This is a genomic window from Planococcus dechangensis (genome assembly GCF_042654465.1).
GTDB classification, from domain to species: Bacteria; Bacillota; Bacilli; order Bacillales_A; family Planococcaceae; genus Planococcus; species Planococcus dechangensis.
Genome location: NZ_JBHSGL010000005.1, coordinates 1,019,499 through 1,043,117 on the forward strand (window position 1 = coordinate 1,019,499; position 23,619 = coordinate 1,043,117).

22 protein-coding genes are annotated in these 23,619 nt (G+C 49.1%); 8 read left to right on the forward strand and 14 right to left on the reverse strand.

The features are described from left to right. Positions 1-41: 41 nt before the first annotated feature. The 4 genes from ACFO5U_RS08295 to ACFO5U_RS08310 form a co-directional block, all read right to left on the reverse strand. Positions 42-227, reverse strand: coding sequence for a hypothetical protein (locus ACFO5U_RS08295; RefSeq protein WP_377278333.1), 186 nt, complete (start codon positions 225-227; stop codon positions 42-44). A 297-nt stretch (positions 228-524) separates the two neighbouring features. Further along, complete coding sequence (locus tag ACFO5U_RS08300) at positions 525-1,142, reverse strand: flavodoxin family protein (RefSeq protein ID WP_377278335.1); 618 nt, start codon at positions 1,140-1,142, stop codon at positions 525-527. Positions 1,143-1,205: 63 nt separating this feature from the next. After that, positions 1,206-2,396: a MalY/PatB family protein gene (locus ACFO5U_RS08305; RefSeq protein WP_377278336.1), complete on the reverse strand. Its 1,191-nt coding sequence runs from the start codon at positions 2,394-2,396 to the stop codon at positions 1,206-1,208. Positions 2,397-2,471: 75 nt separating this feature from the next. Then, positions 2,472-4,442, reverse strand: a complete 1,971-nt coding sequence (locus ACFO5U_RS08310) for an LTA synthase family protein (RefSeq protein WP_377278338.1) — start codon at positions 4,440-4,442, stop codon at positions 2,472-2,474. A gap of 194 nt (positions 4,443-4,636) precedes the next feature. On the opposite strand from ACFO5U_RS08310, the gene ACFO5U_RS08315 reads away from it, so the two are divergent. Further along, on the forward strand, positions 4,637-5,038 hold the full coding sequence (locus ACFO5U_RS08315; protein ID WP_377278339.1) for a DUF2512 family protein: 402 nt from the start codon (positions 4,637-4,639) through the stop codon (positions 5,036-5,038). Between the two features lie 175 nt (positions 5,039-5,213). Here the strand turns inward: ACFO5U_RS08315 and ACFO5U_RS08320 are convergent, their stop codons facing one another. The 4 genes from ACFO5U_RS08320 to ACFO5U_RS08335 form a co-directional block, all read right to left on the reverse strand. After that, positions 5,214-6,344, reverse strand: coding sequence for a diguanylate cyclase (locus ACFO5U_RS08320; RefSeq protein WP_377278340.1), 1,131 nt, complete (start codon positions 6,342-6,344; stop codon positions 5,214-5,216). A gap of 163 nt (positions 6,345-6,507) precedes the next feature. Next, on the reverse strand, positions 6,508-6,738 hold the full coding sequence (locus ACFO5U_RS08325) for a hypothetical protein (RefSeq protein ID WP_377278342.1): 231 nt from the start codon (positions 6,736-6,738) through the stop codon (positions 6,508-6,510). 76 nt (positions 6,739-6,814) lie between these two features. Further along, entirely contained in the window at positions 6,815-7,276 is a 462-nt protein-coding gene (locus ACFO5U_RS08330; protein WP_377278344.1) for a VanZ family protein, read from the reverse strand. Between the two features lie 49 nt (positions 7,277-7,325). Beyond that, positions 7,326-9,380, reverse strand: a complete 2,055-nt coding sequence (locus tag ACFO5U_RS08335; RefSeq protein WP_377278345.1) for a cell wall-binding repeat-containing protein — start codon at positions 9,378-9,380, stop codon at positions 7,326-7,328. Between the two features lie 328 nt (positions 9,381-9,708). Here ACFO5U_RS08335 and ACFO5U_RS08340 point away from each other — a divergent pair, with 328 nt between their 5' ends. From ACFO5U_RS08340 to ACFO5U_RS08355, 4 genes are all read left to right on the forward strand, one after another. Next, positions 9,709-10,155 (forward strand): PH domain-containing protein, encoded by a 447-nt coding sequence (locus ACFO5U_RS08340; RefSeq protein WP_377278347.1) that lies wholly within the window; start codon positions 9,709-9,711, stop codon positions 10,153-10,155. A 112-nt stretch (positions 10,156-10,267) separates the two neighbouring features. Beyond that, positions 10,268-10,573, forward strand: a complete 306-nt coding sequence (locus ACFO5U_RS08345; protein ID WP_377278349.1) for a TIGR04104 family putative zinc finger protein — start codon at positions 10,268-10,270, stop codon at positions 10,571-10,573. Between the two features lie 203 nt (positions 10,574-10,776). Further along, positions 10,777-11,082, forward strand: a complete 306-nt coding sequence (locus tag ACFO5U_RS08350) for a TIGR04104 family putative zinc finger protein (protein WP_377278351.1) — start codon at positions 10,777-10,779, stop codon at positions 11,080-11,082. A gap of 33 nt (positions 11,083-11,115) precedes the next feature. Continuing rightward, entirely contained in the window at positions 11,116-11,427 is a 312-nt protein-coding gene (locus ACFO5U_RS08355) for a TIGR04104 family putative zinc finger protein (RefSeq protein ID WP_377278353.1), read from the forward strand. Positions 11,428-11,976: 549 nt separating this feature from the next. Here the strand turns inward: ACFO5U_RS08355 and ACFO5U_RS08360 are convergent. The 6 genes from ACFO5U_RS08360 to ACFO5U_RS08385 form a co-directional block, all read right to left on the reverse strand. Then, positions 11,977-12,333: a rhodanese-like domain-containing protein gene (locus tag ACFO5U_RS08360; RefSeq protein ID WP_377278355.1), complete on the reverse strand. Its 357-nt coding sequence runs from the start codon at positions 12,331-12,333 to the stop codon at positions 11,977-11,979. A gap of 101 nt (positions 12,334-12,434) precedes the next feature. Further along, positions 12,435-12,677 (reverse strand): hypothetical protein, encoded by a 243-nt coding sequence (locus ACFO5U_RS08365; protein ID WP_377278356.1) that lies wholly within the window; start codon positions 12,675-12,677, stop codon positions 12,435-12,437. 107 nt (positions 12,678-12,784) lie between these two features. Beyond that, positions 12,785-16,903: a tetratricopeptide repeat protein gene (locus tag ACFO5U_RS08370; RefSeq protein WP_377278358.1), complete on the reverse strand. Its 4,119-nt coding sequence runs from the start codon at positions 16,901-16,903 to the stop codon at positions 12,785-12,787. Between the two features lie 252 nt (positions 16,904-17,155). Then, positions 17,156-18,118, reverse strand: a complete 963-nt coding sequence (locus ACFO5U_RS08375) for a N(5)-(carboxyethyl)ornithine synthase (RefSeq protein ID WP_377279480.1) — start codon at positions 18,116-18,118, stop codon at positions 17,156-17,158. A 203-nt stretch (positions 18,119-18,321) separates the two neighbouring features. Continuing rightward, complete coding sequence (locus ACFO5U_RS08380; RefSeq protein ID WP_377278359.1) at positions 18,322-18,921, reverse strand: hypothetical protein; 600 nt, start codon at positions 18,919-18,921, stop codon at positions 18,322-18,324. Positions 18,922-19,526: 605 nt separating this feature from the next. Continuing rightward, positions 19,527-20,147, reverse strand: a complete 621-nt coding sequence (locus ACFO5U_RS08385; RefSeq protein WP_377278361.1) for a GntR family transcriptional regulator — start codon at positions 20,145-20,147, stop codon at positions 19,527-19,529. A gap of 198 nt (positions 20,148-20,345) precedes the next feature. Between ACFO5U_RS08385 and garR the strand changes: the two genes are divergently transcribed. From garR to ACFO5U_RS08400, 3 genes are all read left to right on the forward strand, one after another. Next, the gene (gene garR, locus ACFO5U_RS08390) at positions 20,346-21,236 is read left to right on the forward strand and encodes a 2-hydroxy-3-oxopropionate reductase (protein ID WP_377278363.1); all 891 of its coding nucleotides are present in this window, start codon (positions 20,346-20,348) and stop codon (positions 21,234-21,236) included. A 4-nt stretch (positions 21,237-21,240) separates the two neighbouring features. After that, positions 21,241-22,680 (forward strand): four-carbon acid sugar kinase family protein, encoded by a 1,440-nt coding sequence (locus ACFO5U_RS08395; protein WP_377278365.1) that lies wholly within the window; start codon positions 21,241-21,243, stop codon positions 22,678-22,680. A gap of 63 nt (positions 22,681-22,743) precedes the next feature. Further along, entirely contained in the window at positions 22,744-23,574 is an 831-nt protein-coding gene (locus tag ACFO5U_RS08400; RefSeq protein WP_377278367.1) for a class II fructose-bisphosphate aldolase, read from the forward strand. The last annotated feature ends 45 nt before the right edge of the window (positions 23,575-23,619 follow it).

The following is a 23,619-nucleotide window of genomic DNA, read 5'->3' on the forward strand; positions in this document are numbered from 1 at the left end:
GCATGGCGGGCATTTCCAACACACGCTCCTGGCGATCGAAATCATGAAACCCCGATCCGGCACAGCCAATGCTTCTCGCGGTTTCCAGCAAGCTGAGTGATGCCTAACAGCAACAAACCCCCGCCGATGAAATAATACGCAAACTCCGCCAAAGGCGCTAGCACATCAGCATCCGTCAAAAACAGGATGATGCCCGTCAATATGAGAAACCCCGCAATAGTCTTCATTCAATCTCTCCCTTTACTCAAGCATATGTATTTTTAATTACAGGAACTTGCTTTTACACCATGAATTTAGTGAATGCTGTATTTGATTCCCCGCTCTAAAACTAGAGATGCAGCGCAAGGAGGCGACTCCTGCGGAATAAGTGAAACGAGTCCGAGGGCAGCTGGCATCGCGACGTCCTGTCGCGCCAGCTGCATGACCCGCATCCTGCGGGCCTAAAGCGTGCCCCTTGGAGCGCCATCTCCTATTCAATGACACAACACAAAAACCCCTCCTCAAAATGAGAAAGGGGCTTATTTTTATAATGTATTGCCTTGTGCCGGAATCGGCGTGTTCTTCAACATGCTCGCCAAATGGAAAGTATTATACGCAAGGCGCTGGATGGCCGATTTCGAGAAGTCGTTGCCGTGGCCTGCTTCTAAATAAGACGGCCCAGGACCTGCTTCCCCGACCCAATAGGCATCCACATTCGGCGGTATGACAAAGCCGATATGCGACAAGCCATACAATAAGGACGCCGCCGCATGCTTGGCACCATCTTCATTTCCAGTAATTGCCGCAGCACCGACTTTGTTGTAAAAAATCGACTGGCCTTTATCGTTCGTCACGCTGCTCGAACCGTAAAGCCGCTCGATTGCTTGTGTCGCGATCGAGCTTTTCTCGCCGAGCCAAAGCGGCGTGCCGATGATCAGGATGTCCGCATCTTTTACCAGCTCCAAAATCTCCGGCCACTCGTCGCCGTCTTCCATATCTTCTTCTACGCCGAATGCGATGTAGTAATCCGCCAGACGAATAATTTCCGATTCAACGCCGAGCTGATTGTAATGCACTTGCACATCTTTCATGAAACCTTCTGTATTGGATTCTTCTTCTGAACTCTTTAATGAACAATTAAGAAATACCGCTTTCAATGCCACAGGAGCACGTCCTTTCGTTTTCCGTCTCCCTCTAGCTTTCCCGGAAAACCTTACACGAAAACATCATTTCAAATCTTCGAATTCATGCGCAATGCGCTCCATCGCTTGTTCGATAAGCGGTCGCGGCGACGGAATGCACATGCGCTGGAATCCTACGCCTTCCTCGCCGAACATCGTCCCATCCTCCAACACAACGTTCGCTTTATTGTAAATGCGGTCGTGGATCTCCTGATCGTCGATGCCATAAGCACGGAAATCGAGCCACAAGACATACGTACCTTCCGGGATGCGCACTTTCACTTTCGGCATGCGCTCTTTGAGAAACGCCTGCACCCATTCGAGCGTGCCGTCGAGATAGCTGTTTAATTGTTCGAGCCAGTCGTCCCCTTCGGTATAGGCGGCGATCAGTGCCGCGACCGTAAACGGCGTCGGCAATTGCATACCGAGCTCCAACGTAAACTTCTCACGCAATTTTTCATCCTCGATGATGACGTTCGTGCAATGCAAGCCTGCGACGTTGAACGTTTTATTGATGGCAGTGCACGTGATGATATGATCGCTGTCGTCTGTCGCGAGCACCATCGGCGTAAAGGTCTGTCCGGTACGGATCAAGTCTCCGTGGATTTCATCGGCGATGATCGTCACGTTGTGGCGCTTGCAAATGGCCGCAAGCTTTTGCGATTCTTCCGGAGTGAAGACACGCCCCGTCGGATTGTGCGGATGGCAATGGATGAACAATTTCGTGTCTTCGTCTTTCGCCAGTTCTTCAAATTCCTCGAAATTGATTGTGTAATGGCCGTCTTCTCCAGCTACGAGTGCGTTGTTTTTAACGACGCGACCGTTGCCTTCCACAGCCGATGTGAATGGCGGGTATACCGGTCGCTGGATGATGACGCCGTCGCCAGGTTCGGTGTACGCTTTGACCGCAATGTTCAAGGCATGCACCGTGCCTGGACTAAAGACGATCTGCTCTTTCGGGATATTCCATTCATAGCGCTTGTTGAAATAATGCTGGATCGCTTCGAAATAGCTGTCCGGCAAAATCGTATAGCCGAAAATGCGGTGGTCGACAGTTTTATGGAGCGCGTCGACGATCGGCTGCGCAACCGGTAAATCCATGTCCGCAGTAAACAGCGGGATGGTGTCTTCATCGAACCGGTCGGTAATGCCGAATTGTTTGATCAATTCCGCTCCGTCCCATTTTAATGAATAGGTACCTCGGCGTTCGACCGCTTCATCGAAATTGTAATGCATGCGAAAACTTCCTTTCTCGAGTGGATTCAACACACTTAGTGTAACGCTCCCGCAAAGAAAGTTGGTGGATTTTGCTTAAGGTTCGCGATTGAATTTCTCAAGCAAATTGCCGCGCAGCATGTCATCGGATATTTCCAATTCCTTCGCGCCGTTTACGCGCGGTTCTTCGCACGCTTCGACGCCCATCAATTCGCCCGTCATGCGCCAATAGCAGCTGCCGTTTTCATCGATGCCATCGGAAGAAGCGATATACGTCAGTTCGTTCGTGATGAATGACCCGTCGCGGAAGGTTGCCTGGCTTTCATCTGTATCCCACATATCACGTCCGATAAAATGATGCGCCGATGGATCGCCCCCGAGAATATCGAGCAAAGTCGGGGCCAAGTCGAGCTGGCTAGCCACTTGGCTGAATTGATTCGGCTCAACGCCAGGAATATTCAAGATAAGCGGAACGTTTTTATTGGTCTCGAAATAATCAAATGGATCTTGCGCACCGGTGAAGCGGATAAATGCTTCGGTATCGGAGGTCATGCCTGTGCTATGGTCGCCGTAAATGGCCAGCATCGTATTGTCGAGCATGCCTTTTTGTTCAAGAGCATCGACAAACTTGCCGATTGCCCCATCGACATAGTGAATCGACTGCAAGTAATTGCGAAAATGACGGTCGTGATAGCCGTTATAGCCGTCTGTGTCGAGCGCTTGCAACCGCTCCGGCATCTCGAACGGGTGATGGCTCGTCAACGTGACGATGTGCGAATAAAACGGCTGTTCCATCGTTTCCATTTCAGCTAAAGACTGCTCGAGCAAGGCTTCATCGTTGATTGCCCAGCCGATCACTTCCGCTTCGTCGAAGTCGCCTTCACTGTAGAAGCGGTCGATGCCAAGCTGCGGATAAATGATGTAGCGGTTCCAGAAGCTCGGCTTGTAAGGATGAAACACATTCGTCTGATAGCCTTTTTCTTGCAAGATCGCCGGCAATGCGTCATAGCTGTTTTCTGCATACAGCATGTATGCAGAGCCTTCCGCTGTCGGGTACAAGGACGTATTCAACAAAAATTCGGCATCCGAAGTCCGGCCGAGCGCCGTCTGTTCGTAGAAGTTCGGGAAGTACAAACCTTCTCGGATCAAACGGTTCAAGTTCGGCGTGATTTCCTGGCCGTTCACTTCGGCATTGATGACAAACTGCTGCAGCGCCTCGACTTGCAAGACGATGATATTGTCACCAGTTGCCGCGCCGCTATAAGGGCCCGGCGCGCGGTCGGCGTTGCGCTCGGCAAACCAGTCTTCAGCCGCTGATATTTCATCTGCGCTATACACTTTGCGGTTGATGAGGTTATCCTCCACATAGCGCGTAATATTGGCGCTATGGAAGCCAAGCAAGCCGGTAAAATTATAGACACGCATATTGGAAATCAATTTATTGAACTGCCATTCGCCGCCGTTTTCCATTGATTTATTGAACGGCACAGCAGTCATCTGCCAGCCGATCACCAACACCAACAGCGCGGTACCGACTTTCGCCCATGGGGATGTCTTGTTGATGACGACTTTCTTGCGCGCCATGACGATAAGCAAGACCGCCATCAGCAGCACATCGACCACAAGCAGCGCATCGCTCAAACGGAACAATGCGAGAATGCTGTCCCCAACGTCCCCCACTTGGCCCATTTGCATGAGCACCGTCACCGAAATGATGTCTTCGAAATAACGGAAATACACGGAATCCGCTAAAATGATGAAACTGAGCACGATATTGGTGATCGCCATCCACAACAAGCGCTTGCGGCCGCTCAGCAGCAATAGCCAAAACGTGCACAACAACACCGTGCCGATGCTGATCATCAGCACCCCGTCAAAAATCTGCTCACTTTCTGCACCGAATAGCCAGGCGGTAAATTCCTTAGCGTATGCAACCGGTCCCAACGTCGTAAAGAGATTCCCGCTCACTTCCGAGAAATAATACACTTTCCCAAGCAATAACAACACAAACAAGGCATAATCCCATTGGCCGATGATAAACTTTCCGGCCGATTTTAGTTTCCCCACATTAAAACGCCCTTTTCTGCTTTTTTACATAATATTACCATAATCAAAAAAGAATGGTTTATTTAGTAAGAAATAAGCTGAAACTATTTTATCAGACGACTCTCCTCTACCGTATTCCCTAGTTTCCGTTGCATAAAATCACCAAGAACAGGGTAAACATCCCTAACACAACTTCTTATTGGAGGAGGAATATCGTGAAGCACCTCATCGCGCTTGCCATCAAGTTCGCCATGATCACCATCGTCCTGCTCGTCGTTCTGACCTGGGCATTCGACGTCAGCTTGCTGCATACGTTGCTCATCAGCCTAGCGCTCACTGCGCTGTCGTATGCGACCGGCGACATGCTCATCTTCCTGAACGCTGGGAAACCTGAAAACCAATACGGCCGCAATACGATCGCTACCGTCAGCGATTTGTTTATGGCCGTCGCCATAATCTGGCTCGTCGGCTGGTTGCTCACCGGAGAACTGGCCGCTATGGCCGTGCCGGCGCTCATCTGCGCAGTTGTCCTGTCCGCCGGCGAATGGTTTTTCCATCAATACGTCGATCATACTGTCGTTCCTTGGTATAACGACTATAAATCGGCGAAGAACTGACAAAAAGCTAACCCGCCATTTGGGTTAGCTTTTTTGCATGTCAACTACAAGCTTGAAACAGCATATAGAACGGCGAAGAGATCCGCTCGCCTATACGCGTTGTTCAGAATGCCATCGCTAACTTCTTTCTATAAAAAAACCGAAACGGCCTCAAGGACCGCTTCAGCATAATGTGTCACCGATTCATTTGGTATTCGTGCCCAACCTCGGATTCATCTTCACTTTTGGCCACCGTTACTTGATTGCGCCCGGATCTTTTCGATTGATACAGTGCTTGGTCCGCACGTTCGATCAGCTCATCAATCGGTTTGACCGGCTCAGAAATGCCGACACCGAGTGACACTGTTAAGCGCCCAGTAGGTTGGCTCTCGGCTCCGTAAAAATCATGACTTTCGATGCGTTCGCGTAATGCGTCCGCCAATACGAATGCTTCTGCCTCATCTTCGACACCGGTAAAGCACAGGATGAACTCCTCGCCGCCGTAACGAGCGACGATATCATCCGGGCGCGCCGCTTCCTTCATCAAGCGCCCGATTGTTCTGAGCACTTCGTCTCCTGCAGGATGGCCATGCGTATCGTTATAGTTTTTGAACGAATCGACGTCCATCATGACAATCGCCAGTGGCACTCCTCGGTATTTCAAATCGCGCACCCGTTCATGGAAAAATCGCAAATTCGGCAATCCGGTCAGCGTGTCATGCATCGACTGATGTTCCAGCGTTTTCCAGCGTAAAATATTCCGGTGTGCATCGTTGACAATCCAGCCGAGCGCCAGTACGCCGATGGCCGCCATCAATGCCATGATCGCTGCAAGACCGGGCGTCGCAGGCGTTGTGATGACCATGCTGATTGATTTAATCAATTCGAAGACCAGCAACCCCGCCATCAAGCGAGGAATATCGACCAATGCAAAAGGCGTCCGCAGCCTTTTGCGGTTGTGAAACAGCGCACCGATAAAGACCGGCAGCAAAATCGCCTGTCCCACTCCGAGCCACACTGTCGGCCCACCCATGTAAATGCGGTAGGCAAGCGGAACAATCATCGCGATGATTCCGGGTATCCAGCCGCCGATAAAGCCGATGAAATAAAGCGGCACTTCGCGTAAATCGAGGCGCATCCCTTCATAAAAAAACGGATTGTACATAATGGCGAACGCCAATAAACCGATCAAAATGCCATTCAACATCGGCCCTTTGTTCGATTCTGCCAGCTTCGGCATCCAATATTCGCGCGCTTTCAGACCGAGATACATCATCGCGATGATCAGCGCCATATTTTCGAGGAAATAAAAAAAGATTTCTTCCATATAAACACCCCGCTCTACTCGTTGTCCTAAGTTTAGCAGGAAATGGCATTGGGCACATAATTTTTGGAAGAAAATAAGTTAAAAACATATTCTTCCATTTATTATTTGCCGCAAAAAAACCGCAAATTTCCTGAATAGATCAGAAAACGCTGCGGCACCAGGCTTATATATCCAATAACAGCTTCGACAAACGATGCGATTGCTCATCGAGTTGCTCGTGCTTTGCGACGAGATCCCCGATTTTCCCTTTCATCGCATCGATGTCCTTATCTTCTTCAAACTGCTCGGTGATGTCGACTTGCTCTTGCAATACTTGGATCGTCTGCTTGAGATTTTCACGGTATTCACTGCTGATGGCGAACTTTTCTTCTTTATCCTTCAATTTGTTTTTCAAAATGATCCACCTCCTGCTCCTCCTATTCCCGTTCTGCGGTTCCAAAAACCACCCTCGCGGCAAGCAAAAAGGCCAGTCACTGATGTGCACTGGCCTTTTTCTGCTGTTTCCACTCCATTCGCGAAACGATCCCGTAGACGAAGAGCCCCGTTGCCGCTCCTGCGCTATCGATCAAGACATCGCGCAATTCACCGCTGCGCCCGGGAATAAACAATTGATGCACTTCATCCGTCACAGCATACAAACTACTGCCGACAAATGCCCAGATGATGGCACGTGCGAGTCCCACACCGCTTTTTCGCAAAGCACGGACGAGCAAAATCGACAGAACGAAATACGCCAAGAAATGTGCATTTTTCCGCAACAAAGTATGAATCGTTTCAAACTCCACCGGGACAATCGGTGCCACCACATCAAATAAATGCCGCGCCAAACTGGAGCTGATGCCGCTCGAGACGCCCGCCGGCTGATGGGACAAATAAAAGATCAACGCCATCCATACGATTGGCCATAACCAGGCCCAGCTTAATTTTTTCATGTACAAAATCCTTTTCAAGCAGTCATCTCTCTATTATAGCGCACAGCGCTTAATCGACAAGCGCCTCGAGTGTACGCACAACTTGGGCATCCATCAGACCAAGCGAGTCGACAATCAGAAATGATTCATACTCTGCAAGCTGTTCGACCAGCTTGTCCGTCATGCCACTGTCTTCAACCAAATACAATGTGCCGTTGCGCTTGGCGGCTGCAGTTGCTGCTAATAAAGCATCCGTAAAGCTCGACGCAGGGGCGATCACCGCCAATGTCTGCGGCTGCTCGGCGTCGGCACGCGACTTCAAGCTTAAATCATCACCAGCCAACACGATATCGCTGCGCCCTGACATCGCACGACTCGTTTCACTAGGCATCTTGCTGTCTTTAGCCAATAAGATCGGATAACCGTGCCGAGCGGCAAAAACCGATGCTTGGGAAACATCTTTAAACGCCAATCCGTCCGCGATGATCGCCCCGTCAGCATCCATCTGCTCGGCAACAAGAGCCGCCGTCGCGTAGCGGTTTTCCCCTCCGATGCGTTCACTCGACACCCCGATTGCCTCAAGTTCCTCCAGCTGCTCATCCGAAATAGCTGATTTGCTGCCAAGAACGATAGCGTTTGTTGCACCGAGCCGCTCGATTTCCGCTTTCATCTGGTCATTCAAACCGTCTTGCCTAGTAAACAGCAACGGACCGCCTTCTTGATAGGCTAGGGGTACGCCAGACAAGGCATCAGCAAAAGATTCACCGGTGGCCAGCACAATCGTGTCAGCTGAATCCCAGACAGCCGCCGATAACAACACTGCCGTTTCATAAGGGTCGGCACTGCTGATTTTCTCGACTGCCGCCGCTTTCGGTTCGGGCTCATCCATTACCGACGCGATGCCGCTACCGCCATAGACATATAAGGCCCCATTCGACAACAGCAAGTCCTCGCTGCCGTCCGGTACGGTTTCGGCCTTGATTGGATTGCCTTTCGGATCGTAAAACTTCAATTTTTCACCGCCGAGCACTGCCGCAGCGCCTGACGGATAGAGTGCGGCCGCTTCGACCGCATGCTCCAGCACTTTCTGGAATCCGCCGTCTTTGGAAACGACGTCAATCGCCCCGAGCTGATACGGATTGCCGAGTGCACTCGTCCCTTTTTCACCGAGCACCAATAATTGATGATTCCATTGATTCTCAAGCCCGAGTTCAGTTTGTGTGAAAACAGGGCGGTAGCGGTGTTCCATTGCCTTAAAAGCAGCCGAGCGGACCGGTTTGCGCATACGCTCCTCACCTTGTGCGTCGAAAAATACCCATTCACCGCTAGCTACCATTTCGGCGATCACTCCCTCGCTATCGACACCGGACAACACCATTTCTTCTGCGGCCAGCAACGCCGTTTCGTAAAGCACTTTTTCCTGCTTGAGCGAACGCGCGACCAAGACCAGTGTGTCCATGTCTTCTGTCGGCGCTTTTACATAATAAATGATGCCATCTTGTCCCAGCACATAAGGTGCTAATACATCCTTCGAGCGCCATACCTGGCCTCCACTCAGTAGACGCCCCTGAAGAACTGTACCATCGAAATACACCAAATATTCGCTTGAAATATTCGCTTGGCGGATAGTGCCCCCCGAAACGTCTGCCACTAGCGTTCCATTGAGTTGATAGACCCTTAGGCGTGAACCGAGATTGCCGGTGATGAGCAAGTGGCCCGATTCGATTTCGATACTGGCACCTGAACCGCTCATGCGGAATTCATCGGCAAGTGAAAACGTGACGGTTTCTTCTCCGTCTTCGAGAGAATGCACCGCCACTGTATTTTCAGAAACGACCGCAAACGCCCCGTCGCCAATCGCATAATGTGCACCGTTGAGCGGTTTGCGCCAAAGTTCCCCGCCTTGTAAGTTATAGCCGACGACCGCTTGCGCTTCCGAACGCTTTACCAGCACCGCTACTAGTTGTTTGTCATGTACGGCCAAATCGCTCGCCACTACGCCATCCGGCAGCCCGACAAGCTCTTGGTATTGCGCATAAGCTGATGCTGCATTAAGTGAAAGCATCCCGGCGCCGCTCGCCGCGATGAGCAGCGCAAGCTTCACTTCATTCTTTATTCGTTTCATGTCACTCCCCCTATCTTCTCGCTTTATAGCCATAGCTTAATTTAATAAGGTTAAAGCAAGGTTAAGAAAGGCGCTTACACGTGCTGTTTCGGTTAAGAGGATTGATTTGTTGGCGTTTATAAGCATAACTTAAGGGTGTGACATCGGATTCGCTTTACTTTTATTATCAATTTAACCGCAACCAGGTTTTGGGCATGCTTTGTGCTCGGCTGTGGGGTAACTAGCAAGCTTCTCTGCATAGATTGTGATTGCTTCTTATAAAGAATAGCTAAAAAAGTGAACCTTTCATCGCAGTTGTCCGTAAACTATAGTGGAGGTGACGAAACATATGATTTTCCGTTCAAAAATGGATGCTCCTTTTATCGGTTCTATCTCGGCGGCGATCCTGTTAATTGCAGCGGCTACTATTGTCCCGCTATTTCTTGAAGATGTTCAGTTTTCTGAAATGCTGATCTTAATGGCCATTTTCTTTGTAACTACAGGTTTTATCCTTTGGACTATTTTCGATATACAATACATTTTTCACAAGGATCATCTATTCGTTAAAGGCGGCCCTTTTAGAAGCCGCATTCCTTACAACGACATCTTGAAAGTTTCCCCGACACGCAACATTTTCACCGGCTACCGCTTGTTGTCGGCGCGCGATGCACTGGAACTCACCAATAATAAGACAATGTTCAGCACGATAAAAATCTCACCGACAGACCAGGATGCATTTATAGCAGAACTGAAGGAGCGGTGCCCGGAGTTGTTGATCGATGAAAAACTTCAGTGATTGTAGTCAATAGAATTTTTTAAAATTCATTCATTATTACTGAAAATAAGCTATTCTTTAAAATAAAAGAGGGTTCGTTCTCAATGAAGACATATCAAGAAGGAGAAAACCGATGCCACATTGCCAAAATTGCGGAATCAAATGGACATGGAGCGATGTGATCAAAGGTGCGCTCAAAGGAAAGATGCCTTGCCTGAACTGCCAGAAAGACCAATATGTATTGAGCGTATCGAATTACCTGTCGGCTTTTCTTGCTGCTTTTCCGCTGGTGCTGCTGTACTCCTACCTCACGACCGATTTCGGTTTCAGCTGGCCGCTGGCGATTGGGGCGTTCATCGTCTTCATGGCTTTCGGGACATTGGCCTTTTTTCTACAAGCTATCGAACACCAAAAAACGCAATTAAGAGTCGTTATCTGAATTCGAAAATCAATTGAATCTAACTTAAGATTTAGCCACTAACCAAAGCTGTTCAAACGCCATGCTAGAAGAAGTTCCTGCAGCATTTTTATCTGTGCAGAAGGAATTTTGTGTTTTTTTTCCATATTTTTGGGTTTCCCGAAAAATGTAGGGTATATGATTATTAACCTGCTACTGTTGTTGAACGAGAAAGGAGATCGATCATGAACACCTTGCCGATCTGCCAAAACTGTGGTGCTGAATGGAGCTGGGCCGAAACTCTGAAAATCGGCTTTAAAGGAAGCAAACGATGCGACACATGTGGATCAAGGCAATACATCACTCCGAACTTCAGCCCGAAAATCTACGTATTGCTGTTTCTCCCGTTGCTGACCTTGATTATTTTTAATAGCTTCCTCGAGTTCCCGATGCCGATTTTCATCACGCTTTCCGTGTTGCACATTCTCAGCATGCTCAGCATCTTGCCTTATACCATCAAGCTTTCCAACGAACAAAAACCGCTCTGGTAAGAAAACTGGAGTGATTCAGGAAGGAGTTCTTTCATGGCACATTGCCAAAACTGCGACTTTAAATGGAGCTGGGGCGACATGATGCAGCTCAGCTTTAAAGGAAAGAAGGAATGTCCGAATTGCCATAAAAACCAATACGTTTCCGGCAAATCAGGCTTCCTGACTACGATGTTATTTACGATGCCTTTTGTTTTCTTAACATCTTATTTACGTACCTATCAAGATGCAGGGTGGCTGACTATCGTTTTAGTGTTCCTCATCTACATGCCGCTCATTTCGCTGCTTATGCCCTTCTTCTATAGACTATCGAGCACGCAAAAACGCTTTGGAAAAACGGTCGAATAGCAAAAAACGCAGCCATTGAGCTGCGCTTTTTTGTATCCATGGCTTCAATCATCCCTTTTAGGTTTGAAAAGGTAAATTGCATATATGTTCTAGAGATATACTCTTCAAATAATCGCAGCCATACTTTGGTATGCCTCTCACAATGAACAAAGAAGAACACTTACCTCATTGCTCCGGCTAGCCCGTATGCGCTCGGCTCCTTAAAGACTTCATTAGTTAGTTATTTAGTTAGATGGATGGATGGAACGAAACGGATCCAATTCTATACTCATATGTCTGACTAAAACCTACTAATATGAACATTACTTCTTGTTAAGAGCGCTATATTTTTGACGTTTAGGTGTATAAAAAGTGAAGATCGTTTTACTAATTATAATTTAGAGATGGAGCGCATGGCGGTGACGCCTGGGGGGCGCGTGGGACTGGCGAGACCAAAGTGGCGAAGCCACAAGGGCTCGACGCCCACCCCCCGGCAAGCTTCCGCCAGGAGCGCAATCTCAACCCTTTCCAATTTCTACATATTAAAAAAAAGCCCCAAAAAAGCGGCTCTTACTCTACATCGCCTTCCCACGTCGACATGCCTTCCGACACATTTACAACCTTATACCCCGCCTCATGTAAAATCGCACTCGCTTCTTGGGAACGGTTGCCCGTCTGGCAGATCACCACATACTGCTCATCTGTCGACAGCCCCGGAAATTGCGCTTCCCGTAGCCCGCTCAGCGGCACGTTTTCCGCTCCGACAATATGCGCCTGCTCATATTCAAGCGGCTCCCGTACATCGATCACTTGATAACCCTCTTGCTGTTTTGCTTCGATCTCTTCAATCGCAATCGTCTCATATTCCTGCTTGCCGCATGCCGCAAGCAGGAATATGAGCGTCATGAGCCCTATCCATTTTTTCATCTCCGCGCCTCCCCTTCAAAATACTATTACCTGAATTGTAAGCAATGCCTTTAATATATACGATCGATTTTCTCATATAAAAAAACGCTTGAACACGAAGTTCAAGCGTTAACAGTTGTTGTTTCTAGTTGTAGGTAGTGGACGATAAACGTTTCGGCATCTTCGATCGATTGGTGCAGCCAAGTTTCAGCCCTGTCCAAATCACGGATGACAAACGCCCCGGTGCTCGGTTCGCATGTCACAGTCAAACTTTTTCCCTCTGGGGAATTAAAAGTTTGGGTGATGCGCACACCGCGGTATTCTTGTAGCGTTGATAAAAAGGTGCGGATACTTTCAAGCTTCATACGGAACACCCCTTTTTGGTAATCTCCGTGGCTTTGCAATAATCCAATCTTTCTATTGCCCTCTCACAATATCACATAAAAAACACCGGCGCGAGTGCCAATTCTCCCTATTTCGCCCTAGAAAGCTCAACAAAAATATCATCGAATAGGCTGTCTTCCCTTGCCATTTCCCAAATTGCGGTACTTTCCTCCTCAGCAAGCAACTGCTGCAAAATCCCCTTTGCGACTTTCGGATTGTTTCGGGCCATTTCAGCGCGCGCCAATTCATAACGCGCTGGCACAAACTCCGGCAGTTCCGCGAGCAAGGGATCAACTAACTCTTTCGCCCGCTGGCCTTGTCCTTGTGTGGAATAAGTCGCTGCACGGATCAGAATGAGCCATTCAGCCGCCAAGAGCTCCTCAGGTAATGACTGTTCGAACACCCCCAATGCCTGCTCATCCACTTGACTGAGCAAATCCCATTTGCGCGTGTAGAGATCCGGAGTGAATGGCTCTAGCGCTATCGCTTCATCTAATTTAACGATCGCCTGCTTAGGCTCGTCTGTCGCCGCCAAGGCTTCGCTCCACCACGTAAGCATTTCGGCATCGAAGGCCTGGTCGTAGGATTCAAGCTGTGCGAGTACCGCTTTATAGTCTTTCGGTTTGGCCGTTTCATGGGCTTGCTGCAAATTGGCGAAAATGAACAAACGCTTCGCATTGCCCGGAATGCCTGCATACGGTCTGAGTTCTGACGCCGCCTCACCTGCCATGCCACCAGTCAAGTAAAATTGCGCGAGTACTAACACCGGCTCTTCGCTGTCCGGCAATAATTTCACCGCCGATTCGCACAATGTGATCACCGCTTTAGGAAATAGCACCTTTTTGCTTTGAAGTCGCAGCTTGCCGAAAAACCCATGCGTTTCATCCGCATCCAGCGTCTCGACCCGCGCGATGAGCGCTTCTGCCGCGTGTACATAGGCCTTGCCCAGCGCCTCACCCGACAAGACTTTGCTCATGCGTTTATGAATGCGCGGCATTTTGCTGAGCGCTTCTAGCGTCGCGATGTATTCACTGTACAACTCGGCTTCTTCCGGCACTTCGCTGATCAATTGTTCGAGCAATAAGAGCGCGCGTTTCGTTTGGCCGACGCGGTTTAAAAACTGGACATATTGAAAGCGCGAGGGAAACGCCGACGGCTCTTCATTGGCGCGCAAGAACCATTGTTCCGCTTCCTGAAAGTTTCCTGCCGCTTCCTGGACATGGGCGCGAGCGGCATACAGCCACTCTGCCGGCACTTGGTCTTCGATGCGGTCAATGGTGCGCTCAAGTTTTTGGATATCGTCTTCTGTGTCGACAAAATCGACCAGTTCCGGCAAGACCGTGGACAAAGGTTCGACCGACAAATAATCAAGTGTCGCCGTAAAGGCCTTGCCGTGCATTTCCAGTTCGCGGTAACAGCGCACCAACCCGCCGAGCGCCGGTGCATTGCCGGCTTCTTGCTCGGTTGCCTGTTGATACAATCGGATCGCATGCGGATAGTCTTCTATCGACTCCTGCAGCAGCCCGCGCTTGACGAGTGCCTCAGGGAAATTGCCGGCACGCTCGTATAATTGCTTTGCAAAACGCCCATTGCCCGCAAGTTCGTGAAGGTCCGCTTCCAAACATAATAGCAGCGGGTCCTCCAAATGGCGCAAGCGTTTGAGACCGCTGATGACGCGGTGTCTCACCGTTGGCTCCTCACCGAATTCTGCGTAGCGCTGTGCCAGCAAATGAAGATCTTCTGTCGAGGCCTCCGCCAAACCGTCTTCGATCAACTCCAAGGCGTACACTTTCCCACTAGCATCCGTCACTTGGTCCCATATAATGTCCGCAGCGCGCAAGCGGAATGCAGCGTCGGCTTTTGGCAAACAGTCGTTCAATAATGCTAAAGCTTCCTCGTTGCGTTGTTGGCCGAACAAGGCGTGCGCAATATGAACCGGCGCAAACAAATCTTCGGGATCGAGTTCGAGTGCGCGCCGGTACGACGTTTCCGCTTGTACGTAGCGCTTCTGTTCGATGGCAATATGGCCCAAGTATAAATGCAAAATGTCTTGCTGGTCGTCTTGAGTGAGCCCTTCTTCAATCACCGCTTGTGCCTCTTTCCAGCGCTCGTCTTCCATGAACAACTCCGCCATCCGCAAATACGGAAACGGCAAAGCCGGATCGAGCGCAAGCGACCGTCGGTAGGTTTTCAAAGCATCCTCTTTTTTCTCGAGCGCTTGTTCGCAACGCCCCATTTCATATATGAAATAACCGTCATCCGGATATTTGTCGGACAGCCCTTTAAAACGGCGGTATGCTTGTTCATAAGCGCCGTACTCGTACTGGATAAGCCCGTGCGTAATTTGCGCAAAGATATCTTCTTCCAGTTGCTGGATAGCGATTGTCGACCATTTGTATGCCTGGAAAATGCGCCCGCTCTCCAAATAGCAACGCGCCAAATGGCTATAGGCGAGCGGCTGGTAATGATCGAGTTCGATCGATCGTTTCAACAGCGGAATGGCCCGCTCTGAATGGCCTTGGCTCATGGAAATCGCCGCCTGTAAAAACAAGGCGTACGGGCTTCTCGACTGCGGGACCGACTGCAACGCTTCAAGCGCTTTGTCGCTTTGTTCTTTTTGGTAATACAAATGCGCCGCCAGCAGCGCCAGTTCCGCATCATCTGTGCCGAGTTCATCGGTCAGCCGTTTGAGCCAGTTTTCATACAGCTCGTCGCTGCCGTTCAGTGCCAAGGTCAATCCGACGACCGCTGCATAGCGCTCGTCTTGGTGCTGCGTCAAAAATTCCGTGAATTGCTGTTCTTCGAGCGGTTCTTTATCCAGCAAATCATATAGTTCGCTGAAAAACTGGTGGTCGTCGTCATCCAATTGCGCGAGCATTTCTTGCCGTGCCGTGTCCACAAACACCATGCTTAGTGAATCCGACAAGCGGAACATATTCGGCACTTCGTCATAAGCGACCAAAAACGGTCCGAGGTCGTTCGGATCCTGGATCGCGAGTGCCTGCAGCCGGTCGTCATAGCCGACGACTACCTGGACATGTGCGCTGTTTTCGATGAGCATGCTAAGGAGCACCGGCACGCCGGCGTCAATGAATTGTTTGTACAAATCGACCGTGCCTTTGAAATAACGCGCCTCGAAGCCTTGTGTTTCCATATAGTTCATCGTCGTCCGCAGCTTCGATCCCGTTACGTCAAACACATGCTCCGCAATGCTGTCTTGTGTCTCGTGTTTGCCGAATGCCTGGAGCATCAACGACAAGGAAGCCGGCACGCAGTAATTGAGCTTTTGCACTTCGGGTGTCAGCGCGAGTTTTTGATGCTTGCCATTTGGATCGATTTTCGCTTTCGTATACAAGCTGTCTTTCAGCTCGCCCGGATGCGCCGCAATCCATGCTTCTAGCTCTTCGAATCGACCAAGTTCATACAAGCAATGCGCCGCCAGATGGATGAAATGTCGGCGCCGTGCGTGATACGGATTTCTCGCGAGCACTTTGTCCATCTCCGCCAGGCATTCCTCGTAGCGCCCGAGCTGATGAAACCTCGCGACCCGCTCTGTATCGAACGCATGGACATCCGGGAATTTCGCCCGGCCCACTTCGAGCAACTCCAATGCGCGTTCCGGTGCACCGCGCATCGACAACAGGTCTGCGTATAATAAATGGATGACCGGACTCCATTTGCGGTCGTTTTTCTTGAGTTCTTTTTGGAGCACTTCTTCAGCACCGTCCCAGTTGCCGCTGTAGATGTGAAAAAACGCTTCCTGGTCGGGCCGTGTGCCGCCGAGTTCTTTGATGCGAGCAAGCTGTTCGGCTGCTTCCGGGATACGGTTCAGCTGGCAATAGACTTTCAATAATAAATGATGCGCATGAAGCAGCTCTTCTGTCGTGTAGCTATGCGCGTGGATGCCTTGCAAACGCGCCAGCATTTTTTCTTCCGCTTCCAAGCTGCGCCCAGTTTCGGAAAGTCTCGCACAATGCCACGCATACGAACTGAGCGTGCCGAAGCGCTTATAGCTAGTCGTGGCGAGCAAATTACTGCAGCCGTATAGATCCGCCTCGTCCGACAAGCGGATCAAACGATAAAACTCCTCTTCGTCCGGAATATTCGCCAACAGCTGTTTCAGCGCCCGCAGCGATTTTCTCTCCCATAACTCCCCAATCATACGGACCAAATCATCCGCCGTTTCAATGTGCACAGTCGCCATCATGTCTCTATCCCCTTTTGTGTGTTGCTTTTTGAAGTACGGTGCATCATCAAGTAGTGCTCAGAATAACTTTAATGGAATGTTGCTCCGCAGTCTTACAAATCTCTTTCTCTATCCGCTTTAACACATTTAGCAGTTGATTAATTATATATTGGAAAATTATAGGTCGCAATCACTATTTAAGAACAGATACTTTTTACTTAAGAAAAAAATCCGCCGAGGCAAATTGCCTTGGCGGATTTTGAAAAAAAGTGATTAAACCGTTAAACCGCGTGCTAGGCGGAAGTCGGTGATGCGATGGTCTTTGATGATGCCTTCTTCAATGACGACGGCATCTTGGACCATTTTCGATTGCTTGCCTTCCAAAAGATCGTCGAGCATGGGTGCGAAGCCTTTGCTGAGGACTTTGGTGATGGTTTGCGGGAACATGGCCGGCGTGTTGTCGACTGCGTAATGGATGACACCGTCTACTGTGTAGACCGGATTGTCGATTGTCGTCGGAACTGTCGTTTCGATCTCAAGTTCCGGGTCGCAGCTGACATCGATGATCATAGCGCCTTGTTTCATGCGCTTCAAATCTTCGCGGTAAATGATGCGGTCGGTGCGCGTCGTATCCCACATGACGGTATTGACGAGCACATCGTATTCAAACATTTTCTCTTTGAACAAGCTTTCCAAGCGTCTGCCGTAAACGTCGACATCCGCCCCCAAACCGTGGAGGATGCGCATCGCGCCTTTTGCAGTGTGGCCGTTGCCAAGAATCGCGACACGCGTCTCGTACGGCATTTTCCCGCAATGCTGATACGCCTGTAGAACAGCCGCTTCGCCCGCCACTTCACGGTTGCGATAGAAAATATAACGCCCGCCGTCGAACAACTCTTCCCACGCGATGACCGTATGCTTACCGGCCATTGCGCCGTCCGTAAACTGGATGTCCTGCACGGCATGCGCCCACCCAATCAGCAGTTTGCCATCTTCTAATTGGTCGAAATAATCGGCATAGCCCAACTTCACGTCAACAATCGCATCACACGCCAACACTTCTTCGCGCGTTGCGATATTGACGCCCAATACGCGGTAATCCTCGTCCGAAAGACCGAGCACCTCACCGTATCCTTGTTCAACATACAATTGCCCAAGATTTTTGACTTGTGCTAAATCTTCTGGCAAAATCGCCCGCCGCTTCTCGTTATTCTTGCGGCTTATGACAAATCCCATCGTTTTCAAAATCCATTCCCCCATTTTCTCTCGGCAATGCCGTTAAGCCAATCGTATCATGGAAACCCTTTCAGTGGCACATGCCGAATGCGCTAGTTAAGGCTTTTTTCGCACAAAGAAACGTTCCCACCTATAGAGATGGGAACGTTTTGTATTTACGGCTAACTGAATGGCTTGAAATCTTACCTTCAGAAGTTGCTATTTTAAAGCAAATTGTTCAGTGCATCCAATAATCCTTCAAGAGCACCAATCAATTCATCGAACAACCCATTTAGAAAACCAGTTCCATCAAGCAAACCAGCCACTGCACATAAAAGATTCCCTAACAGGTTACCTGCTCCCGGAACCGCTGTAATGTCCAAGACAATCTGTGACAAGTCAACTTGCAACCCTAATACGTCAAGGAAAATAGGTCCGAGATCCAAAAATAGAATCTGGCATCCTGGTGCTTGTTGTGCAGTTTGGAAAGCACTTGCCGCCACATTATTATCACTCGTTAAGTTTGTTGCCACATTTTCAAACGATTGATTGACGACAGTCACTCCTTTGCCATTTTCCGCTGGAGTTTTTCCTTTGAGCACTCCACTGACAAGTAATCCTTCTGCTTCGTCATAACTAAACTCCGTAATTGTTAACTTACCATCGAAATCTCTACCATCCTCGAGTTGGCCAGAAACAGGTATGTTTTTCAAAGCCTTCGATCCAGTCGATGCCGTTTGTGCTGCCATCGTACTGAACGGAAGTGCTACTAGAGACAAGATCATCAAAATGATGACCGCGAACGAAAGCTTTCGAGCATTCATTACATCCTCTCCTTTTCATTTTTTTATAGCCATTCACCCTTTTAAATAGCCTCTCTCAACCATCCGAAACCTAAATAATCAGTTTTTTCAGAATTTTGAACCTTTACTACCAATTACTCATTTAAATCATAAATATATTAAACTAGCATTTTGTTATTATTTGGTTGGTTCCCGTTATTTGTATATCAGTTATTATTATATTATTAAGATAAAATACAGATTTCTTTATGGGTTTCGTCAATCAGACACAATATTGAAACGAAGATCTGCCGCCCCCGCCATCTTCGGACAGTCACTTACTCTTTACGTTGATGCCCCCCCTCACGAAAAAACGAACGGCTCCTATTGCCAATATTGTCTGAAGTACCGACAAAAAGTAGAGGAAGATATGACAGAAGGAGAACTCGAACCACCGGAACTGTGGTGACCGCATGTGTCCCTGTGCACCACACAATTTAAAGAAGCATCCATCCGTGAAAACGGATGGATGCTTCTTTTTGTCTATCGAATTGTGTCATGCACCGGGGCAATCTCGTACCAAAATCCCGCTAAACCAGCATTTCGTGCCTTCGAATTGTGTGGTGCACAGGGACATAACCTACGAACTAACTACTCTTCATTCGGTTCAAGCAAAACTCCAGATCCAGTTGCAAATGGGCTTTCATCAGCCGCTCCGCTTTATCAGCATCGTGCTGCGCAATCGCTTCGTAAATTTCGTGATGTTCCTCGATCAACAGCGGACGCTTGTGATAGACCACCGTTTTGCGGAACAAATAAATAATCGATTGCATGCGATCAAAGATATCGATCATGACGGGATTATTAGTGGCGCCAATGATAATTTCGTGGAATTCCTTGTTGGCAGCCATCACTTCATCGATGGTGCCTGTGCGGCCAATTTCAACGCATTGTTTGAGTTTGGCGAGCGCCTCTTCTGTTATATAAGTGGCACAGTGACGCACTGCAAATCCTTCGAGTAGCATTCGCACCTGAAAAACATCGCGCAAATCCGAGTCGCTCGGATTGACGACACGTTTGTCTTTAATCAAGCCTTCCTGTTCGAGCTTACGGATGGAATCGCGGACAGGCGTCCGGCTGATGCCCATCTCTTCAGCGAGCCGCTCCTCGACCAGTTTCGTCCCGCGTTCGAGCTCTCCGCTCAAGATTTGGTCCCGTATATATTCATATGCTTGGCTATAAGCATGTTGTGTTATTTTTTTTGCCATTCGAATCGTCTCCCGAGTTAATTATTTCCCATTACAAAGTATAAGTTCTATAACGGTATTTTAACAGTACGTATATTTTTGTATACATTTCTTAAAAAAATGTATACAAAAATAAGAATTGTGTGTACTATTTGTTTTAATACTTATGAAAGCGCTCTATAAATAGCATCATAGAGATCGCCGAAAGGAGAACTAATCATGAATAACACTATTGGATTTATCGGTTTAGGCATTATGGGGAAACCGATGGCACTGAACTTATTGAAAGCCGGATACCGGGTTACGGTCAATGACATCAATACAAATAGCGTCGAAGCGCTTGTACAAGCAGGGGCTCAAGCAGGCACTCCTGCTGACATGGGGGCGCAATGCGATGTCATCATCACGATGCTGCCTGCTTCACAACATGTCAAACAAGTCGTTCTTGAAGATAACGGGATTTTGAAAACAGCTACACAAGGAACTGTCATCATCGATATGAGTTCGATTTCTCCTGTGGCTTCAGTGGAGATTGCAGAACAAGCTGCTAAATATGGCGTAGACATGCTCGATGCACCGGTCAGCGGCGGAGAGCCGAAAGCGATCGACGGCACATTGGCGATTATGGCGGGTGGAAAAGAAAGCGTTTTCGCATCCGTCAAGCCCGTTCTCGACGTGGTTGGATCAGACATTATCCTCGTCGGTGACAATGGTAGCGGCGTCACGGCCAAGCTGGCCAATCAAATCATCGTCAATTTGAACATTGCCGCAATGTCCGAAGCATTGGTCCTTGCCGCTAAAGCCGGCATCGATGTCGAAAAAATGTACCAAGCGATCCGCGGCGGCCTAGCAGGAAGCGCTGTACTGGACGCAAAAGTCCCGCTCATCCTCGAGCGCAATTTTGTTGCAGGCGGCCGCATTGACATCAACTTGAAAGATATGACCAACGTCATGGAAACCGCCCATGAAATCGGGGTTCCGCTTCCGCTCTCGAGCCAGCTATTGGAGATCTTCCACGCATTGAAAGTGGACGGCAAAGCCAGCGACGACCACGGCGGCATTGTCCAGTACTATGAGAAATTGGCGAATGTCGAAGTAAGGAAGGTGTGAGCAAATGGCACAATTTGAAACTTTACAGGCATCGAAAGTATTCGCCGCACTGCCAGCCGTTCCCGACGAACACACAGTAGACCAATTGCTCGCCAACGAACTAAAAAATTTCAATAAAAAAATCATCGTATTGGATGATGACCCGACCGGCGTACAGACCGTTCATGGCATTTCGGTCTACACCGATTGGTCGGCTGAAAACATCGAAGCTGGATTTGCTGAAGACAATTCGATGTTTTTTATCCTCACCAATTCAAGAGGCTTCACTGCTGAGGAAACGGAAAAAGCGCATAAAGAAATCGCAAGCGTCATCCGCGAAACAGCCGACAAGCACAATAAAGACTTCATCATCATCAGCCGTGGCGATTCCACATTGCGCGGCCATTACCCGCTCGAAACCGAAGTGTTGAAAAACACGGTCGAAGCCCAGTCGGATGTGTCGTTTGACGGCGAAGTCATTATGCCGTTCTTCCAAGAAGGCGGCCGCGTCACCATCAACAATGTCCATTACGTCCAGGACGAAGAGCTATTGATTCCAGCCGGTGAAACGGAATTCGCCAAAGACCGGACATTCGGCTATACATCCTCGCACCTCGGCGAATGGGCAGAAGAAAAATCAATGGGCGCATTTAAAGCAAGCGATGCCATCTATCTTTCATTAGAAGACATCCGCAGCCTGCGTATCGATCACCTCGTCGATCAGCTCATGTCCGCCGGTGATTTCAACAAAGTCATCGTCAATGCGACACAATATATCGATGCCAAAGTCGTCGTCATCGCATTGATCCGTGCCATGAACGCGGGCAAGCATTTCATGTTCCGCAGTGCAGCCGCTTTGACGAAAATCATCGGCGGAATCAGCAATCGTGGCCTTTTGACCAAACAAGAGCTGATTAAAGATGACAATGGCAATGGCGGGCTGATCATGATCGGCTCACACGTCAAGAAAACGACTGAACAATTTGAAGTGCTTAAAACGTCCAGCTTTATTGAATTTATCGAATTCGACGTCCACCTCGTTCTCCATCCTGAGAAATTTCAAGCCGAAATCGAGCGTGTCATTGAAACGACTGAACGGCTCATCCGACAAGGTCAAACCGTCGCCGTTTACACAAAGCGCGAACGTCTGGACTTGGGCGACAATCAACAGGAAAAAGAATTGAAACTATCGGTGAAAATTTCCGATGCCGTCACCAGCATCGTCAAGAAACTGAGTGTGCGACCGAGCTTTATCATTGCCAAAGGCGGCATCACTTCCAGCGATATCGGCACAAACGGCCTTTCCGTGAAACGCGCTACCGTAGCTGGACAAATCAAACCGGGCATTCCGGTGTGGCTGACAGGCAGTGAAAGCAAATACCCAGGGCTTGCTTACGTCATTTTCCCAGGCAATGTCGGTTCAAAAACAAGCTTGAAAGAAGTCGCCGAGTTGCTGCATTCATAAAATGAGCGTTCAGTGCTCATTGCATTCTATGTAAGCGAATACAATTCAAAAGAGGTGTGTGGGATGTTCATCAATACAAAGGAAATCTTGTCAGTTGCACAACAGGGCAACTACGCTGTACCTGCTTTTAACGTCTATAGTCTCGAAACTTTGCAAGCAGCGATTCACGTTGCGGAACAAGAAAAGCATCCCGTCATCATCGCTTTGGGTGAACGCTATTTTGACACGGTGGATGTAGAAGGCTTTGCTGCACTGGCCAAAACTTTGGCCGAAAAAGCAGCTGTCCCAGTCTCGCTCCATCTCGACCACGCCTACCAAAAAGAGTCGATTATTCGGGCAATCAATTGTGGCTTTTCCTCGGTCATGTACGACGGCTCGAAATATGAGCTGGCACAAAACATCGACTACACGAAAGACATTGTCGAACTGGCGCATCAGGCGGGCGTCAGCGTAGAAGCGGAAATCGGCTCGACAGCGCGCGGCGCCTTCTCCGATGAAGAAGAAGGCACCGGCTCCTTGACGGATCCACAGTCCGCCAAACGCTTTGTCGAAGAAACCCGCGTCGACTTTTTAGCTGCATCGATCGGTACAGTACACGGCATGTATACAGGAGAGCCGGATATCAAGCTCGAGCTATTGGACAAAATCCAACAAGCAGTTGGCATTCCGCTCGTCCTTCACGGCGGCTCCGGCACGCCCGACGAAACGATGCAGCAAGCAGTCGCTAGAGGCATCTGCAAGGTCAACGTCAATACCGAAGTATCCATGGCCGCCACTCTCTATCTCAAAGAATCTTTCGAAAAAGGCCAACACATGCATCTCTCCGATATAATGGCGGGCATGCAAACGGCAATAGAACCCGTCATGGCGAAATTTACACGCCTGTTGAAATGATCCCGTCGTCTGCCATAACGGCGCTCTAGTGGAACTAGCGAGCCA